Origin of the sequence: Paenibacillus sp. GCM10012306 (assembly GCF_042649265.1) — a bacterium.
Taxonomy (GTDB): Bacteria; Bacillota; Bacilli; order Paenibacillales; family Paenibacillaceae; genus Paenibacillus_AQ.
Genome location: NZ_JBHRYW010000008.1, coordinates 135,201 through 152,988 on the forward strand (window position 1 = coordinate 135,201; position 17,788 = coordinate 152,988).

17 protein-coding genes and 1 pseudogene are annotated in these 17,788 nt (G+C 41.2%); 14 read left to right on the forward strand and 4 right to left on the reverse strand.

The features are described 5' to 3' along the window. Positions 1–46: 46 nt before the first annotated feature. The 8 genes and pseudogenes from ACFORK_RS18260 to ACFORK_RS18295 all read left to right on the forward strand — a co-directional run bounded on the left by ACFORK_RS18260 (position 47) and on the right by ACFORK_RS18295 (position 7,008). Positions 47–286: a helix-turn-helix transcriptional regulator gene (locus tag ACFORK_RS18260; RefSeq protein WP_379201521.1), complete on the forward strand. Its 240-nt coding sequence runs from the start codon at positions 47–49 to the stop codon at positions 284–286. Further along, on the forward strand, positions 276–626 hold the full coding sequence (locus tag ACFORK_RS18265) for a DUF2178 domain-containing protein (protein ID WP_379201887.1): 351 nt from the start codon (positions 276–278) through the stop codon (positions 624–626). The genes ACFORK_RS18260 and ACFORK_RS18265 overlap by 11 nt, the downstream gene beginning before the upstream one ends. Before the next feature lie 895 nt (positions 627–1,521). Further along, on the forward strand, positions 1,522–2,655 hold the full coding sequence (locus ACFORK_RS18270) for a DUF1648 domain-containing protein (RefSeq protein WP_379201523.1): 1,134 nt from the start codon (positions 1,522–1,524) through the stop codon (positions 2,653–2,655). 135 nt (positions 2,656–2,790) lie between these two features. Continuing rightward, positions 2,791–2,934 (forward strand): annotated as a pseudogene (locus ACFORK_RS18275) (aldo/keto reductase); the annotation flags it as partial. A gap of 256 nt (positions 2,935–3,190) precedes the next feature. Then, the gene (locus ACFORK_RS18280; protein WP_379201525.1) at positions 3,191–3,460 is read left to right on the forward strand and encodes a hypothetical protein; all 270 of its coding nucleotides are present in this window, start codon (positions 3,191–3,193) and stop codon (positions 3,458–3,460) included. Positions 3,461–3,825: 365 nt separating this feature from the next. After that, entirely contained in the window at positions 3,826–4,665 is an 840-nt protein-coding gene (locus ACFORK_RS18285) for a DUF5677 domain-containing protein (RefSeq protein WP_379201527.1), read from the forward strand. Beyond that, positions 4,658–5,761: a hypothetical protein gene (locus ACFORK_RS18290; RefSeq protein WP_379201529.1), complete on the forward strand. Its 1,104-nt coding sequence runs from the start codon at positions 4,658–4,660 to the stop codon at positions 5,759–5,761. Before ACFORK_RS18285 ends, ACFORK_RS18290 begins: the two co-directional genes overlap by 8 nt. 461 nt (positions 5,762–6,222) lie before the next feature. Beyond that, the gene (locus ACFORK_RS18295; RefSeq protein WP_379201531.1) at positions 6,223–7,008 is read left to right on the forward strand and encodes a hypothetical protein; all 786 of its coding nucleotides are present in this window, start codon (positions 6,223–6,225) and stop codon (positions 7,006–7,008) included. Positions 7,009–7,141: 133 nt separating this feature from the next. On the opposite strand, the gene ACFORK_RS18300 is transcribed toward ACFORK_RS18295, so the two are convergent. The 3 genes from ACFORK_RS18300 to ACFORK_RS18310 all read right to left on the reverse strand — a co-directional run bounded on the left by ACFORK_RS18300 (position 7,142) and on the right by ACFORK_RS18310 (position 10,088). Further along, positions 7,142–7,900 (reverse strand): DUF6414 family protein, encoded by a 759-nt coding sequence (locus ACFORK_RS18300; protein WP_379201533.1) that lies wholly within the window; start codon positions 7,898–7,900, stop codon positions 7,142–7,144. Positions 7,901–8,258: 358 nt separating this feature from the next. Then, a complete protein-coding gene (locus ACFORK_RS18305; RefSeq protein WP_379201535.1) occupies positions 8,259–8,555 on the reverse strand; it encodes a glycosyl hydrolase 2 galactose-binding domain-containing protein in 297 nt (98 codons plus the stop codon). 408 nt (positions 8,556–8,963) lie between these two features. Further along, positions 8,964–10,088 (reverse strand): DegT/DnrJ/EryC1/StrS family aminotransferase, encoded by a 1,125-nt coding sequence (locus ACFORK_RS18310; RefSeq protein WP_379201537.1) that lies wholly within the window; start codon positions 10,086–10,088, stop codon positions 8,964–8,966. A gap of 452 nt (positions 10,089–10,540) precedes the next feature. Here ACFORK_RS18310 and ACFORK_RS18315 point away from each other — a divergent pair, with 452 nt between their 5' ends. The 6 genes from ACFORK_RS18315 (at position 10,541) to ACFORK_RS18340 (ending at position 16,533) form a co-directional block, all read left to right on the forward strand. Next, positions 10,541–10,951 carry a RidA family protein gene (locus tag ACFORK_RS18315; protein WP_379201539.1) on the forward strand — a complete coding sequence of 137 codons (411 nt, stop codon included), beginning with the start codon at positions 10,541–10,543 and terminating at the stop codon, positions 10,949–10,951. 250 nt (positions 10,952–11,201) lie between these two features. After that, positions 11,202–11,996, forward strand: a complete 795-nt coding sequence (locus ACFORK_RS18320; RefSeq protein ID WP_379201541.1) for an AAC(3) family N-acetyltransferase — start codon at positions 11,202–11,204, stop codon at positions 11,994–11,996. A gap of 148 nt (positions 11,997–12,144) precedes the next feature. Continuing rightward, positions 12,145–12,963: a sensor histidine kinase gene (locus ACFORK_RS18325; protein WP_379201543.1), complete on the forward strand. Its 819-nt coding sequence runs from the start codon at positions 12,145–12,147 to the stop codon at positions 12,961–12,963. Continuing rightward, on the forward strand, positions 12,960–13,628 hold the full coding sequence (locus ACFORK_RS18330; RefSeq protein WP_379201545.1) for a response regulator: 669 nt from the start codon (positions 12,960–12,962) through the stop codon (positions 13,626–13,628). The genes ACFORK_RS18325 and ACFORK_RS18330 overlap by 4 nt, the downstream gene beginning before the upstream one ends. A gap of 30 nt (positions 13,629–13,658) precedes the next feature. Beyond that, entirely contained in the window at positions 13,659–14,279 is a 621-nt protein-coding gene (locus tag ACFORK_RS18335) for a YcnI family copper-binding membrane protein (RefSeq protein WP_379201547.1), read from the forward strand. A gap of 196 nt (positions 14,280–14,475) precedes the next feature. After that, a complete protein-coding gene (locus ACFORK_RS18340; RefSeq protein ID WP_379201549.1) occupies positions 14,476–16,533 on the forward strand; it encodes a methyl-accepting chemotaxis protein in 2,058 nt (685 codons plus the stop codon). Between the two features lie 160 nt (positions 16,534–16,693). On the opposite strand, the gene ACFORK_RS18345 is transcribed toward ACFORK_RS18340, so the two are convergent. Further along, entirely contained in the window at positions 16,694–17,755 is a 1,062-nt protein-coding gene (locus ACFORK_RS18345) for an endonuclease/exonuclease/phosphatase family protein (RefSeq protein WP_379201551.1), read from the reverse strand. Positions 17,756–17,788 lie beyond the last annotated feature (33 nt).

The window sequence follows — 17,788 nt, forward strand, 5'->3', positions numbered from 1 at the left end:
CTTTTATAAAAAGTTAATTTATAATTTTATTCAAGAGGTGATGGTCATGAAGAAAGATTTTGGTGATTCAATATCAAATAAGGTTTATGAATATCGTGTACTTGCCAGAATGTCTCAGCAAGAATTAGCAGATGAAGTTGGGGTTTCCAAACAAACTATCTTCGTCATGGAAAAAGGAAATTATGTTCCGACTCTGTTGTTAGCGTTTCGAATTGCTAAATTTTTTAACGTTGATGTAAATGATATTTTTACTTATGAGAAAGGAAATGATCAAAATGATAAGTAAATTTTTCTCAGGTATCCACGATGCAATTTTTCTCTCTTTAAAGTCCTGGGCTGAACACTCTCCGGGAAATTGGAATATTCTCATTGGAGTTGGTTTTTTATTGCTCATGGGTAGTATGATTATGCTCTATGTATTTTATAAGATGATTGGGCGAGACGACGAACGGACAAGTACAATCTTTTTGAAAAGCAGTTACTATATGCTGTTGGCAATTGTTCTATGTGATGTGATTTTTCCTAAAGAATATATGTGGAACATCTTTTTCTTGTTCAAATATTCGCTGGCCTTTTTAGCTGGTGGAATTTACTTGGCTGTCCGATATAAAAAGGATTTTACATAAGGAAAGGTCGAGGAGCGAGGTTCAGCTATAGATTGAAAAGAGCTGGATGAGGTGAAGTTAGGACTCGCTTAAGTTCAAGACTGATGATATATGATTATAAGAAGCCACCAATCACTGTGTTTGAATGATGATTGGTGGCTTTTTTATATGTGGTGGTGCGATTGGGTGGGGATATTCAGAAACATCTGATTTATGTAATTCAAAAATTACACAAAAGATTAGCCAAGGAAACATCATCCTATCGACAACAAGTCCACTTCTTATCGATAGGGTATAGCTAGTTGTTGAATACGAACCTGTCATTGATGGGATGTTAGCTTGAATCAATTAATTAAGAAGCTTCAGCCAAAGAAACTGGCGGAGGCTTTTTGTTTGAAAATATAAGATTAGTGATCGTCATATTCTTCCATTTAATAGTATAATAAAAACATGCTTCAAAAAGGTTATTTAAACACGATGATTTCGTTTAATCAATTGCATTCCTTATATTTATGAACTTCGTGAATATAATTTAAAAGCTTGACTAGAAAATAAATAATAACAAAGGAATTAATCGATGAAAGTATACTTAATTATCATTCAAGGCTTGTATTTATTGTCTCTACTTCCTTGGTTTTTTATTTGGGGATTATCCTTTATGGTATTTGATAATGGAATCTCATTATGGGGTATATCGATAATGATTGTAGTTTCTTTGTATCCTGTTGCTGTTGTAATATGTTCAATTTTGTCTTGGCTATTAAAGAAAAAGGTAAAATCACTAAATATTTTTCTTATTAGCGCAATTCCATTACTGTGGGTGATCTCTTTGGGGGCAGTAATAATAGGGTATTAGTTTTGTTCTCAATCATGCGTTCGTTAATTAGAAACTAGTAAAATTATGGATCTAGATAAGTTGGAAAATGAATTGCAAGAGGAGGCGAATGATATAACGATAATGCCTGTTATAGTAATGATCTTTGTATTTGTACCTACCATTGTACTCATGGTAAGCATGCCTTATTTAACAAGAGAGACGATTAGTTTTGGGGTCACCGTCAGCGCTGTACAATTCCACAGTGAGCCTCTGCGCCAGATGCGGAAGTCATATGCTAGGATTAGTGCCACCTTGCATACCATCCTATTCATTGTTTGTATCATCTGCCTAATATACGGTGATGAACATTCCAAGCAACAAAGTTGGATCATTGTCACTTATTCACTCGCCATGGTTGTAATCTCCCTATTCATAAACATTAGCAATCATTTCAAAATGAAAAATTTACTACCTATGCTGCCGATTGCTCAGGAACCATCAATCATGGCAGTGGACACTGGTTTTCGGAAAAGAAACATTGGCTTGTCCAATAATTGGTTCCTCATTCATGTTTTAATTATTGTTGTTAGTATTGTAACTGTGCTACGTAACTACGATCTGATTCCTGATCAAATTCCGATCCATTACAACAGCAGTTGGAACGTAGACCGCTATGCAGCTAAATCTTATAGTTTTGTATTTATACCTACGATAATACAAGTGTTCATAACACTTTTGTTCATATTTGAGAATTGGAGTATTCGCAGAGTGAAGCAGCAGGTTCAACCCACTGATCCGAACCGTTCCATTAGACAAGACGTAACTTTCCGCCGTACTTGGTCATATTTTATGATTACAGCAAGCTTCTTATTAGTTATCCTGTTTTCCGTCGTGCAACTAAACATGATATCTCTGCTTAACATCAATGTGGCTATCCCCATTATCCTAATCATAATAGCCTTTATCATCCTATACGCCTTTGCCTTATCGTTCTGGGCTGGTCAGGGCGGAAGCCGCTTGGAGCGATCTGCCGATTACTCCAATGTCAGACCTGTCCATGATGATGATAAATGGCTGTTAGGTATGATTTATTTCAATCGTAAGGATCCAAACCTAATCGTCGAGAAAAGGTTCGGAGTCGGCTGGGGATTAAATTTCGGTCACCCAGTAAGCTGGCTGATTTTGCTCGGAATTATTGTACTGTTAGTTGTGGTAACAAGGCTTAGAGGTTAGTACTCACCGGAGTATTCTAGCTTTCAACAAATAAATATCTTTTCGCTTCCAAATTAGACGCCATCCACATTAAGATTCTGTATATAGCCTTTCATTTTCTTCTTAGCTCGTTGAATTCTTTTTGTAACAGCAGCAACAGTATCCCTTGAAGAGACCTTCTTGGCTTTTTCGGATCTGGTGCGTCAAGGTAAGGTTCTCTATGTCGGGATAAGTGAGTGGACGGCGGATCAGATAGCAGAAGGTGCTATTTTGGCGAGGGGATTGAAGGTGCCATTGATGGGATGTTCGCTTGAATAAATTTTTTCAAATAAGCTTCTGCTGATGTTTTGGCGGAAGCTTTTTTATAGGAGCAACAAGAGACTAGCTTTTTATAATAAGATGTATTAGCAAACATAACATTTCAATCTGGATTTGGTTTAGATATCCTATTATCGTGGAGGATATTGGAATTATATGTCGAAATATTATATCGTGAGATGTTGAAATGGCATTCAAGGGATTTAGTTGAAAGTTACTTAATTAATACGATTGTGATGTGATAGGTATGGGGAAGCAATTCAGTAAACTCTCTGATCATTCATTCAAAAAAGGCGTATTATATCCACCATTTAATAGCAGTTTAGGAGATCAGCTTTCTTTATCTCCATGGGCTATTGAGTGGTTACCAGAATATTTATGGTTGGCATTGATTCTAGAGCATTACGGCAGGGAAGATGGACTAAATTTAGTTGGCAGCATTGCAGGGGAATTATCGAAGATTGATAAGGAATTGAGCATTCCTGTTCTATCGAAGATTTTGAGCTAGAACCTAAAAAGCAGAGGACTTACTACGAAGTAATATGTAAATGGGCTACTAGAGATGTATTATCCCCTCTAACAATAATATACCGTACAGATAAATATGCTCTCTTTTATAAGTATTTTTCAGACTGCGAAACATCAATAGATGAAAAAACTAGTACCCTACAAAATGTAATTAAAAAAAATCTATTCCATCAAACAAATGAAGCCACAGATATTAGGTTTCTAATTTTATGGTTTAACGTTTTCGCTGATCGTATTCATTTTGCTAGAGGAATGGAAATAACAAAGGCATTAGTTGAGTATCCTAAACTATCTCATGACCATCCAGAAATGAGATTGTATCGCCCGCTAATTAGATCATCTGAAATGGCTTTAAGATTTAGAGAAGATAACGGAGATTTCGCAAAACAATTTTGGCATAGTCTTGGGTTATTAACAAAGTGTAGAACTTTTATTATTGATTATGGTGAACAGGTAGGTGGAAGTATGTCTTTTTTAGAGGATGCCGTTAATACTATCGATTACTTAATGGCTAATAATAAAGAATCGCTACTTACGGACGAGAAATTTTCTGTCTGCTTGGGTATAGCAACTTATGCACTGAAAATTTATAAAGAAGTGATTGAAAGTCAAATTGGAGATGGAATCTTAGGTAGAAATGCCTTAAGGACTATTACAGAAGTGTATGTGACTTTAAAATATATGTCGTTAAAAGAACAAGACCAACCAGACATTTGGAAGGCTTTTAAGGAATACGGAATAGGTAAGTATAAATATGTAATTCTCAAAGCTAGAGAAGTTGAACCAGACCTCGAAAAACACCACTTTGCACTTCCTGTACTAGAAGCATTGCTTAACGAAGATAAAGACGAAGAATTCACTAATATGGACACAAGGCTATTTGATAATCAAAATGTAAGAAAGAAATTTGAAGCCATTGGTGAAAATGATCTTTACGATCTTTATTATGAATATGATACTAACTTCACTCATGGATTATGGGGGGCTATTAGAGAAAGTGCGATGATTTTTTGTGATAATCCTTCTCATAAATATCATACTGTCCCCGACATTACTTTTGAGCAGAAACTTAGAAGCGTGGAACATGACTGTGAGTATGTTCTGAAGAAACTATTTAATCAGTTATCTTCATTTTATGAATTTCCAGACTTCTTTATAGATAAGTATGGTGGTCTAGATGATTGAATTGAAGCCGATCATTAAGATTCAAAAGGAATATTTAGACCTGATAAGTAAATATGTCGATTGCTTAATGGATGAAGAAACCACAAACAATGAACTGGCATATTTCTTTGAGGAAGTATCACTTTTTTGGCGTAGAAAACATGAGATAATTGACTTTTTTCTAAAGAAGATAAGTACAGATGATAAGTGTAGTTTTCTTGCTGGAGCAATGTATATTGATCTGAAAAATGATGGGCACTATGAATTCGCACCTTGTGGGCAATATCGTATATTTACAGATCCTGTCTCGAAAATGAGAACTTTCTTTTTAATCGAAAGCACTGCGATTAAACAAAAGAGAGTAAGGGATTACTTAGTCAAGGTTGTAAATGATTGCATAAATGTCCTATCAGAGTACTCGAACTATTTCATAGTTCTACCTTTGGATGATATCTTTTCGGAAGATCAAGAAGATCGTATGGCTTTTTTGAAGAAAAGCTCTTACTCGTTTATCTCAAGCCTTTTTGTTAACCCCTGTGCAACAGAGGAAGAATTTTTAGATAAATATCATTCCCTTATGGAGATACAACAAGATATCAGAGCAGATTTACTTGATAAATTAATCCTCAATGATGAGAGTGATGTCTCTATTTCTCTGCAAGAACGAATTGAAATGAATTTAAATGATACTCTGTCTCTTGATGTTTTAAGACAAAGGATGGGGGATGCAGAGATTTTTTTAATGGCAATAGGGCAGTTTTTCATGCAAATCATGGATATTATTCTAATAGCTATTTCATACAAATTAATTCCATTTGTTAGATCAGATGTAGTATTTAATTATTTATTACTTACGTATCCAATGATATCGGAAGATAAAGTAGCTGTTACCCTCTTAGAACAGACTACCATAGCTTATATATTTCAAAAGATGTACGGGAATTATGATTTTTCCTCCATTACATTTTCTGATTATCATTCCTATTTTTCCGAGAATCGTATTATCGATTCTGTGATTGAAAAGTCTCGGAGTAAGGGGGAAAGCGTTTTTGATTTGCAAGTCAGTGAAATTGCTTCACTAATACAAGAGGAATGTTCATCACTTTTACCTGCATAATTAAGAAAACAAAAAGAGCCAATAGTAGTGGCTGGGTGATAGGCATAACATATACATTTGTTCAACACTGTCTACTCAACACATGTGGAGAGCTGTGTGTTGTTGGTTAGGAAATAGCATATTGGAGCCGCATTTACCTATTAGAGTCCGAACATATTACCGTTTGGGCTTTACTATTTTGCAACATATCCTAAACTGGCGCAAGGTGTTTAACCCAAGCTACAGTCCGACAAAAGAAAATACGGATTGGCCAGTTCATTGGTACGATGGGTGTCGAGATTGATGGTTTGGTGGATTCTGATAAGGTAATTGGGTAAGGTATATAGAACTAGATTGATATGAGGTTCCTGCCGTTGGTAGGGTCTTATCATTTGTCGAAATTGGGAAAAATTTTTGGATTCCCCTAAAGGAATAGGATATTATAACTTCTAACGAATAAAGAAGTAATCGGAGGGACATGAATGGATTTAAGTACGTGGTTAGGTATAATAAGTATCGTTATCTCATGTATTGGCTTGTTGGTTACAGTAAATAAAGTAAGTCATAGGAACAGTCATAATAGCAATATTAATGGTAGTTTTAATCATACAAAGATCGTTGATAAACGTAAGACTATATATGAAAATCACAATTATGCTACTGATACCCCAGTAGCCCAGCCCAAGCAAATTAATCAAGATGATGACACAGCTATGAAAATTGTTGGTGGAATTGCAGCACTAGTTGTGTCAGCGATACTGATATTTTACTATGTTAAATTTAGAACTCTTATTATCGGCATATCTTCTGTAGTTATGATAGTTGGGGTGTTGACAGCTTTGTTGGTAGTTACTCTGAAAGCTTCTCTTTCAAAAGGATATAAAGTTTACATACTATTGGTTTGGGTTATCCTGTCTGGGCTAATTATTCTATCTAGTCATCCGATATACCCACCAGATCAACTTAATAATGCATTAAGTAAATTTAGTGAAATTGAAGTGAGTTCTGCACCTAAAACATTATGGGACCTTCATAGCAGTAATCCCAATGCATCGCTTTTTTTAACGTTTCAAATTGGTGGATTAATAATGATAGTATTTTATTTGTTTACTTACTTAAAATTAATCTATGAGATACTAGCAAACAAACCCCTTCAACACATTAAGACTTTGATTAAAGGTGATATTATTTTTTTTGGGATTATCTTTGTATTCATTAGTGGAGCGGCAGTAGAGTTTATTCGGTTCTTACAAAATCTATCTGTTTAAATATCGCTAAGTTGCTGACGAGATATATGTTGGACTAGATTGAGGAGAGGCTCCTACGAACAGCAGGAGCTTCTCTAATTATTAGAATTGAAATGTTTTCTGGAATTTATATGGGGTTAGACTGTAATTAATTCTATCTATACATTGCAATAATATCTACTGATTTGTAGTCTTGATCTACCCAGATTGCTTGCAATTCTCTAGGACGGTCTTTTTCCATTGATCTCCGCATTGTTCTGTTCAAAGGTATGAAATCTTTAAGTGGATCAAATAGTGCCTTGCTTTTTGGAACAAGGGAGTTCGAATTAACCTTGGCTAGAACTGTTACCTCAATTGCGTCACTGTCCTCTAGTTCAGCATATTCTACTTCTAAATACTGCGATTCAATTTTGGAGCATAATAATGCATCGTCAGATTCAATTAGTAAAGGAACTTTCGCATCTTTTTTACTAAAAAAGGTTCTGAAGGCTTCTTGTTCAGTCGGTTCCATATCACGAGATATAGAATCAAGGAGCATCGGTTTCATTTGGATAATAAGTTGTGTGAGGTCAAAAGCTTCAGGTACAGAGATATACCCTTTAAACTTAACGATAGTCCCCTGACTTTCTGTACTAATATCATTGAATTCCTCGGATTCAACGTAATCATGATAGTATTGATTATCCGTGAGTGTTTTTTCGAAATTTCGACATTCGAGTAGAAGGTTTTCTTCAATTATTGCATCGTAGGATTCAGTTGATTTAGCGCTGGCAGACAAAAGAGAGGCCTTGCCACTAGCCGATCTTTCAGTAGTGACTTTTGTGTTTTCTTGTTTAACATTAGGTAACTTTGTAGCTATTGCTCTGAATTCATTTATCAATTTCTTATTTAAGTAGAGTATGGTTCCAAACAACGACATTTCCCTCCTTGGACCTTGCTTTATTGATAATTCCAAATCCAGCTACATCCAATATCTTCTATTTATAAGGATAGCGTCATTGTAGTTTCTTGTCAAAGGAATATGGGTATGTAAATGACCAACCGTGGTAGATCACATGGCTGGCACTGGCAGTGACGAAATCAGATGTTCCATATATGCCGTTATCTCTATTTATAAACAGTTCAAGCGCTCACCCACGCCCGGGCTTTTTTTGCGTGGTTCGTTATGTTCCTTTGTGGCAGTCGAACAGTTCTTAAGATTTTCGTAACAATCGGATAAGAAAAAAGAAAGTTCCGTTATGTACATTACGAAATGAGAGACAATAACCGTTTTAAGGACACATAAGTCCGATCATGTTATTTGATTTGCCGAGCAATTGACCGTTAATTTCCACGGCCAGCGTGTCCAACCCTTCGCAACACAACTCCAGCCTATCGTGGCTAAGTAAGTCAGGATCGACCGTGAAGGTGCGCACATATTCGTAATCGTTCAATGCGAGCGGGAAATAGCTGTCCTCTTTATTATCCCTGTAGAACGGGTCTTCAATTGCTTTCGCATTTAAAAGGTCATTCATAACGGAACCGGGTACAGAAGCTTCAAGCCAACTCGTCTCCGTAAGGTCTTTCATTCTCCATTGTCCATTCGTCAACCAAGGCTATATCGCCCGTTACCGCAGCGCGAACGCTGCATTCGTGCATGCGGGATTGCCGTACCAGCTCGGGCAAAGAAATGGGGGATAAGAACAGATGGGGAAAGAAGGAGGTCAAAAGTCCGGAGAGGATAAAGAAAAAGAACTGTGTCAATAAAATGGGTGCTTAACCACCTGAACCAGGGCGGCAAGCCTGTCGATGGACTTACGAAAATCGGTATTTCCGCTGAGTGATAGTCCGCAATGCTCAGAGTCCATTCCTGCTGGCATTGTTCACATGTGCTAAAATAATAACGGCTGCCCACTGACAGCCGTTTCTAGTATAGTTTCCGTTAGTAAATGTATCATCATGATGGTTATCTTCCCAGGAAAGGCATACGGGATGGATTATGAATAGTTCAAAATGATGGAAGCGATGGTTTCTACATCTGTTTGGGTCATTTCCAAATGCAAAGGTAAAGAGATAATGGTATGACTCAATCTTCCTGCATTTGGACAAGTGTTGGCCGACGAAGCAAAGATATTGTATTCCGTATTGTCGCGGTAATGGACGCCCGGATAGATCCCCTCATGATTCAAATGTTCAAACAGTTCATCTCTGTGATTCACTTCAATAACATACAAGTGTCTTGAGGAAAGGCAGCCCTCTGCCACCGGAATGGGTCTCACCTTGTCCTTGGCTTGCGCAAAACAGGCATCGTACCAGTCGGAAACTTTTCTTCTATAGGCATTGTCTTCATCCAGATATTTGAGTTGAACCAAACCTATTGCAGCCATAATCGAGTTCCCGTGATATTTGTACCCCACATCTCCGATTTCGTACATCCATTTATAGTTCCCCTGAGATCTGCTGTAAGTATCTTTATCGATTCCCATCCATGAAAGCTTTCTGCATAAGAGATCATGTTCAGGTTCACGCAAACAAATCATGCCGGAATCTGCGGTTGGCAGATTCTTTACCGCTTGAAAAGAGTAGACTACGGCATCCGCTTCTTTTCCAGGAACGACTCCGTCAAGCTGAGTGCCCGCCATATGGGCTGCGTCAAGAATTAAGCTCAACCTATATTTAGCACAAAGTTCTACAATCCTTTTATACTGGCCAGTGTTCCCGCCCAAACCTACAAACATAACTGCTCGGGTTCGGGCGGTAATCTTCTTTTCCACATCATCGGGATCTAGGCATAAATACTGATCCACATCTGCAAAAATGACATTTAGATGTTCATACAATATGCTTTGGTTGGTCGCAATAAAGGTCAATGGTGTCGAAATGATTTCATCTCCGTCTTTCCAACCATAATTCTCTTTTAATACTTTGATAGCCAAGTGAAGTCCGGAGGTCGCCGAATTTACATAGTGAGCTTGCGGTAATCCTGTATACTTTTTCCACTGCTCTTCAAACTCAACCGTTTTGTATCCCAATCCCGTCCAACCTTTTTCGAGGCACTCCCGTATCCCGTCCAAACACTCTTCCACCCGGTATACCGGTTTAAATAGTTGAATTCTACCCATTAATGAAAGAGCCCCTTTCCAAACCCAATACTTTGTCGTTGATTTATCTTATGTTTTTCTTTAAATACATGGCACGGCGATTGTCCTCTAAGATTTTAGTGAGGCAGGAATTAAAGCAATTGGGGCAGATAGACCGGGTATAGATATTTGCATGTTAGATGGGGGAATTCTAAGTGCTCCTGGTCATGTGGAATATTTTTGAACAGTAAAGCTGGCCAATTGGCGGCTTTTTCGTTCGCCATACTTTTACCCTATACTTAATTATGAAAAAGATAGAAAATATTATAAAATATATAGTGCTGTAGTTTTTATATGATGTATGATGCATAACCAAGAGGCTAGTTGTCATCCGCAGGGATTTATTAGATCGTTCAGAATGGGGAAGCGCCATCATTGATAAGCTTCTCTCAATCGCCAATATATCAATGAAAAAAGTTAAAAGGAGAATAACTATGGAATCTAATAATTCTATCCGTTTTACGAGACCTGAAACTCTGCCGCCTACTTTCGGCTACTCGCATATAGTAGAGGTCAAAAATGCGAGAATGCTCTATATTTCCGGTCAAATTGCTTTGGACAGAAATGGAAAGCTTGTCGGAGAAGGAGATCTGTCCGCCCAGACCGGGCAGGTGTTTGAGAACATTCGGCTTGCTTTAGAAGCGGAAGGAGCTTCGTTCTCAGATGTCATTAAGCTGACTTTTTTCATGATAGATATTTCACAAATGGCAAGTATCCGTGAGGTAAGAGATCAATATATTAATGCAAACAATCCTCCGGCAAGTTCAGCAGTCGAAGTCAGAAGGCTCATTCACGACGACCTACTGATAGAAGTGGAGGCTATTGCGGCGGTTGCGATGCCCTAGATAAGTAAACACAAAGTTCTACGATCTGAACTTAGAGATTCGGAATTGTAAGTTGTAGACACAAGCTCCCCCCATTGATGAAATCTCCATATGAATCATCTATGTATAGAAACTCTTGCTGCATAGCAGGAGTTTTTTGTTTTAACTATATTACACCTACGTAACTTCCTTCCATTAGATGATACAATAAACATATTCTATTATCAGAAAGCTCCACTTTATTTTTCAATATATTTCTAAGGAGCCCAAAATGGAACCATCCCATGCTTTGCAAACAAGAAATTCAATCATTAACGATCTAAAACGAATCGGTGTTAAAGAGGGCATGACGCTGATCGTCCATGCTTCCCTGAAAGCTTTAGGAAAAGTTGTAGGGGGACCTGTCACTGTTATACTAGCATTGGAAGAAGCGGTGGGGCTGAATGGAAATATCGTTATGCCGACACAGACTGAACATTTGTGTGAGCCGACGGAATATGACGATGGTTTGACTGAACAAGAAATACAAATAATAAAAGAAAATATGCCTATCTATTACCCTGATCTTACGCCAACTTCATATATGGGGTTTATCCCTGAAACGTTTAGAAAACAAAATGGAGTGCTCCGAAGTTCACATCCTCATGTTTCATTTGCTGCGTGGGGGAAGAATGCTAAGAGCATAACGGACAACCATAGCTTGAATTATGGGTTAAGCGAGACCTCTCCCTTGGGCAGGATCTATGAATTAGAGGGATATATTCTATTACTTGGCGTTCCAGCGGATACAAATACTTCATTGCATCTAGCGGAGTATAGACAGAAGAACACTTTTATTCGACCGAAAGTTTGGGGAGTGAAAATGTCAGTGGATGGAGTTGAACAGTGGACCACTTATGATGACATTAATAATGAGTCTGATGATTTTGGCCTGATTTTTGATGATTTCAAGTCCAATAGTAACTTGGTAAAAGAGGGACTAGTAGGAGAAGCTAAGAGTTATCTGATACCGCAGAGAGAAATGGTTGATTACGCCTTAGGGTGGATGAATCGGAATAGAAGATAATCAACTTCGATCCATTTTAAATACTTAAAATTGTAACAATTATAGAGGGGATATAGCCCTATCGAGTCATGCCGACGACATCCTTGCGGTGATATGGTAGATATTAAGGTTTTGGGAGGGGACAGCCACGTATAAACGAATCAAGCTGATGATCTTGCTGCTTCCGACGCTCATGGTCGGGGTCTGGGAGATTGTCCGCCATCAGTTTCTGATGGATTACATCTCTATGGATATGGGGAATTACTTGACGCCGGTGCTTGTATTCCTGCTAAGCATCGTGCTGCTGGTCCCGTTGTTCTCGATCATGGAGCGGGGTCAACGGGAGCTGGAACAGGAACGTGCGGTCAAGGACGCCATGGAGGCACGGGAAAGATTGGCCAAGGAGCTGCATGACGGAATGGCACAATCGCTATTTCTGCTGTCGGTCAAAATCGATCGGTTGGAGAACAACCGCAAGAATGGCGAGGTCAGCGAGGACAGTGTACGTCAGATCACGAAGACGGTACATGAGGTGGACCGCTATGTGCGTCAGGCCATAGCCAATCTCAAAATTCCGGTCTCAGACCAGATTCCCTTCTCGCTGGAGCAATCTGTCAAAGGCCAGCTGGAACAAATTGCAGGCGAGGTTATGATCGACGTCTCTCTGGATTGGACGCTGCCGGATCAGGCGTTCACGGCCAAAGAAAAAGCCGAGCTGCTGTCATGCATCCGCGAAGCCATCATCAATGTGCGCAAGCATACGCGAGCAGCCAAGGTGTCGATCTCCGGCCAGGGAGATAAGGACCATTGGCGAGTGACGGTGACCGACGACGGCCAAGGCTTCCAGCATGACCCGTTTGAGGTGAGCGGCAGCTATGGTCTCCAGATCATGAAGGAACGTGCTGAAGGCATGGGCTGGGGGCTGCGGGTAGATTCAGGAGACGGGGGAACCGTTGTGGAGATTACCAAAGGAGGCGTTCCGACATGAAGCGATTCCGGGTTCTGATCGTAGATGACCATGCTCATGCGCGTGAAGCGATGAGTGAGATTTTATCCATGGATGACAGCTTTGAAGTCATAGGGGTGGTGGCGAGCGGGGCGGAAGCCATAGCTTTTACAGAGCAGTGGATGCCTGACCTCATCCTGATTGACATCCAGATGCCAGAGATGGACGGGCTGGAGACCACTCGGCGGATCAAACAGGAATATCCCTATGTGAAAATCGTGATCGTCACCGTCTCGGACGAAATCTCCTATCTATTCGAAGCCTTGAAACAGGGCGCACAGGGATATTTGCTGAAAAACCTCGCTCCGTCGACCTGGATTCAATACTTGCAGTCCATTATGCATGAAGAGGTTCCGCTCAGCCGGGAGCTGGCCGTGCAGATTCTTAAGGAATTTGCTGTTCCCTCTGTGATAGAGGAGAGAGAGGCATTAACCGCACGGGAGAAGGAGATACTGGGCTGTGTATCGTCCGGTTCTACGAACAGGGAGATCGGTGTTATTCTGGGCATTTCGGAGCATACGGTGAAGAATCACTTGAAGAATATTTTGCAAAAGCTTCAGCTCCAGAACCGGACTCAGCTAACCAGATACGCATTGGAACAGGGACTAGCATCACGCTCCGTGCAATTTCCCAAAGAAAAATCATAAATATCATATGATTTAGAAGAGAGGTCACTTATGAAAAATCTTTATCTCAAACTAATGACTCTGATCGCACCATCTGTCGCACTTGTGCTGCTCTTCGCAGCTGTAGCGAGTGCGCATGTTACCGTTTCCCCATCCCAATCGGGCGTAGGCGCATGGGAGACTTACACCTTGAAGGTACCTGTAGAGAAGGATTCACCTACTGTGCAGATCGATCTGCGTATGCCGGCAGGCGTGGAATTTAAGCAATATGAAGCCACTCCGGGCTGGAAAGTAACAATTGACGGTAATAAAGTAAGCTGGATCGCTACAGGAGACGGAATTCAGTCCGGACAGTTCCAGCGCTTCACATTTACTGCCAAAAATCCAGATCAGGCCGGCAAAGTAGCCTGGGATGCTTATCAGCATTATGCAGATGGATCGCTGGTACAATGGTCCGGTGAAGAAGGTAGCGAGAGTCCGCATTCTATTACGGAAATCTCCGGTACTGCTTCGGCAGGCGGCCATTCCCACGGCATGGACATGGATATGGGTGAGGATACGGATACGGCTACCGCGTCTTCTACTTCTCCAGTCGGCTATATTGCTCTAATCGCTTCTATCTTGGCTTTGATTCTGGCAGTCATCGGACTATTCAGACGCCGCCAAGCATAAGCGTACATTTTCGCTAACAATCTTTTATATTCTTAGTATACTCCGTAACCCTGATGCCCTAGATGGCGTCAGGGTTTATTTTGATTTTGTGTATTAAATAAAAACTCCTCTTAAATTATGATCAACTTCTTCCGATAAAAATGTAGAAAAAGGCATAAAAATGAATGCACATTTGAACAAGAGGGAGTTTAACCAAGTGAAACAGTTAAAAAAAGGGGTCTTTGCTATCAGAAACATGTCTCTTCGGATCAAACTTCCTGCAATGATCACCGGGCTGGTCATCGTAGCCATGTTCGCACTGGCGATGGCCGTTTACAGTTTGGGGTCGAACTTACTGTTGAAGAAAAGTAAAGATGAAATTATTGCAAGCGCCGATCGCATCGGGGAAGGACTGTGGACGGCTGCTCAATTGCAGAAGCAGGCTTCATACCTGATCTCGACGGACAGTCTTTTTCAAGATCTCCTGAAACTCAGAGCATCGGGCACCCTGTCAGACAAGGAGTTTTTCTCTGACAAGAACACGCTACTGAATTCTGCTAAGGAGAAAATGATCAAGCTCAAGGAGGAGACTACGGGCACTCAGTCTCTGATTCTGCTGGATACCAAAGGGATCATGGTCGCCGGGAATAACACGGAACTGATCAGTAATAATTTTTCAGATCGGGAGTATTACCAGAAGGCCATCTCAGGGGAGGCATTCATCAGTGATGCGATCAAATCCAAGAGCTCGGGCCAAATCGTGATTGTCTTCTCCCAGCCGGTTAAGGGACCAGACGGGAAGGTGATTGGTGTCTATGCATCCACGATAGCCTCCAATTTCTTCACGGAGAAGCTCGGCAACATTCAAATCAACGGGGAAGGCCGGATTGAAATTGTGAGCCGCAGTGGAATAGAGTTGTATAACTCCAAGGATGAGACGAAGGTCGGCACCAAGATTGAAAACATTGAGGATCTGTTGAAAATCAAGTCCGAAGGCGATATCGCTGTAGGTGTGATTGATGAGGATAATGGTGAATATGTACGCTACAACAAAATTCCGGATTCGGATTGGATTGTGGCCGTTATCGACACCTATAAAGATATCAAGAAGCCGATTGAATTGATGCTGAACCAGCTGATTGTAGTTACAGCTTTTGCGATTCTACTGACTATAGTTTGCGGACTCCTGATTTCCCGCTCGATTACAAAACCAATTTTCCAACTTAGCAAGCTGTTCCGTCAGCTGTCTTCCGGTGATTTGTCGGTAACGGCAACAGGGCGCTACGATAGTGAATTCAGAGAACTGGCTGACAGCTTCAATGAAATGGTAAGGCAGAACAAGGAATTGATCTCCAATATGAACGTTTCGATTAAAGTACTGAATGAAAGCACTCAGGACTTGGACAATGCCTCCAAGCAGGCGGCGCAATCCATTTCCGAAACGACTTCGACTTCGACGGAGATTGCTAAAGCGATGGAATCACAGGCCAATGATACCGAGCTGATCGTGGACAAGTTTGTCGGCTTCGGCGAGAAATTCGTTTCTATGAATGAAAAAGCTCAATCGGCTAAAAACCGGGCGGATGAAATCGTGGAAGTCTTCCATACCAGCGGTCTGATCGTACAGGAACTGGGCAAGATTAGCGAGAAGAATGGAACGGAAGTGCAAAAAATCTCGGCTATCACCGTGAAGCTGCAGGAAAGCTCTAACAATATCAGTAAAATTACTGGCGCAATCAATAATATCGCGAAGCAAACCAATCTGCTTGCCTTAAATGCATCCATCGAGGCTGCCAGAGCCGGAGAGTTTGGCCGAGGGTTCGCAGTCGTGGCTGCCGAGATTCGCAAGCTGGCGGAACAGAGCACGAGACAGGCGAGCGAAATTAACGAAATCATCGGACAGAACCTGGCGTTCGTGGAAGAGAATCATCACAGTGTACAGGAAATTAAAGATATCACTTCCCAGCAAGATGAATATGTAGGCAAAACCAGAGAGGCTTTCCGTACCGTTTATAATAATGTACAAGATATCAATGCACAGATTATTGGAATGGCGGATGAAGTATCCCGTATGCAGCAGGATAAAGAAGAAATGCTGGAATCCTCGCAGAACCTGTCTGCTTCCGGTGAAGAAGTCTCTGCTTCTGTTCAGGAAGTGACAGCGACGATGCATGATCAATCTGCGATGGTGCACCAGCTTGCCGAAATGGTGGAAACCATCGAGCTGCTAACTAAAGATCTAGCGAAGGCGTCCGCTCAGTTCAAGACGGAATAAGCAAATAGGGACAGGCTAGAGATCGATGCCTACAGGCCGTCTAATGAGCATGTCACGAGACGGATTGAAATGGACTCCTGTAAAGGGAGATCAATGAATTCCCATACGTAGAAATGCAAAAAACAAAAGGACCCGGCGGGGTCCTTTTGCATACCTATCCCTATTTCAGCACAAACTGCGCCGTCACCGGGTTATGGTCACTATTGGCAAAATTCAGCTCCTGGCCATGGACCGCCGTTACCTCTACGTTCGGCGAGACGAGGAAACCGTCGATGACGGCCCGAAAGTTCACGCCCGCGCTGTAAGGAACATCAAGGGTGCGGACAGAAGGGGTTGCCGGGTCAACCGCCCAATGAAAGCCTTCAGGACGAAAGTCTGCTGGAAAAGGTTGAAGCCATGCCGGCCATCCCTGGGTGGTCTCGAATAGCTTTGAATCCGTACCAGGCAAGGTATGGTTCCAGTCACCGCCGATGATAAGATAATTGCCGTGTTGGCTTTCTCTTTCGATATAAGCACCGAGATATTCCAACTGCTGCTTACGGATATAGCCGCCCTTGTCATAAGCGGACAGATGAACATTGATTAGGACCAATTCTTTGCCATTGTTAACCGGGAACCTGCTCTCGATGAATCCACGATCCAGTTCAAACAGCTGATAAGGCCAGCTTTCTTTGCCCGGCAGATCATAACGGATTTGGCTGCTGCTTTTGGGCTTGGCCAAGGTTATCAACCCACTCTGCACGGAACCCATAGGATGCAGGATCGGAAGGGGAACCCACGCCGTTTTATAATTGAAAGCAAAAACATGGCTGTAGTCCGGCATTTCTGAGGTAATATAGGAGACTTCGTCCACCTTGTAGCTTCTGGAAGATTTCAGGTCCACTTCTTGTAGCAGATAGATATCCGAAGTGGAAGTCTTCAGAAAGGACGTGATCTCTTCAAGATTCCTTACCGTCTGGGCCTTGCTGCTGGAGCGGGCCATACGGCCGCCGTCCATGAAGAAATCCTGACCCGCGTCCAGCCCGGCATAACCGATATTAAAAGTGGTTACCTGTAAAGGCTGGCCTTGCTGCAGTGCAGATCCATTGTTGTTATAGATGGTGAGCGGTGTAACTTCGGCAGGCTTGTAATCGGTTACTGTTACATAGACCAGAAAACAGCCAAGCGCCAACACGAGGGCAAGACAGAGCCCTCCTATGATTTTTAATATACTGATCCCCATGTCATCTCTCCCTTTACCTTTGAATGTAACATA

Coding starts and splice junctions, on each gene's coding strand:
- ACFORK_RS18330 (WP_379201545.1), top strand. CDS start 12,960: ATGAAGCGATTCCGGGTTCTGATCGTAGATGACCATGCTCATGCGCGT.
- ACFORK_RS18285 (WP_379201527.1), top strand. CDS start 3,826: ATGGCTTTAAGATTTAGAGAAGATAACGGAGATTTCGCAAAACAATTT.
- ACFORK_RS18345 (WP_379201551.1), bottom strand. CDS start 17,755: ATGGGGATCAGTATATTAAAAATCATAGGAGGGCTCTGTCTTGCCCTC.
- ACFORK_RS18295 (WP_379201531.1), top strand. CDS start 6,223: ATGGATTTAAGTACGTGGTTAGGTATAATAAGTATCGTTATCTCATGT.
- ACFORK_RS18325 (WP_379201543.1), top strand. CDS start 12,145: ATGATCTTGCTGCTTCCGACGCTCATGGTCGGGGTCTGGGAGATTGTC.
- ACFORK_RS18290 (WP_379201529.1), top strand. CDS start 4,658: ATGATTGAATTGAAGCCGATCATTAAGATTCAAAAGGAATATTTAGAC.
- ACFORK_RS18265 (WP_379201887.1), top strand. CDS start 276: ATGATAAGTAAATTTTTCTCAGGTATCCACGATGCAATTTTTCTCTCT.
- ACFORK_RS18310 (WP_379201537.1), bottom strand. CDS start 10,088: ATGGGTAGAATTCAACTATTTAAACCGGTATACCGGGTGGAAGAGTGT.
- ACFORK_RS18320 (WP_379201541.1), top strand. CDS start 11,202: ATGGAACCATCCCATGCTTTGCAAACAAGAAATTCAATCATTAACGAT.
- ACFORK_RS18335 (WP_379201547.1), top strand. CDS start 13,659: ATGAAAAATCTTTATCTCAAACTAATGACTCTGATCGCACCATCTGTC.
- ACFORK_RS18315 (WP_379201539.1), top strand. CDS start 10,541: ATGGAATCTAATAATTCTATCCGTTTTACGAGACCTGAAACTCTGCCG.
- ACFORK_RS18260 (WP_379201521.1), top strand. CDS start 47: ATGAAGAAAGATTTTGGTGATTCAATATCAAATAAGGTTTATGAATAT.
- ACFORK_RS18305 (WP_379201535.1), bottom strand. CDS start 8,555: ATGAAAGACCTTACGGAGACGAGTTGGCTTGAAGCTTCTGTACCCGGT.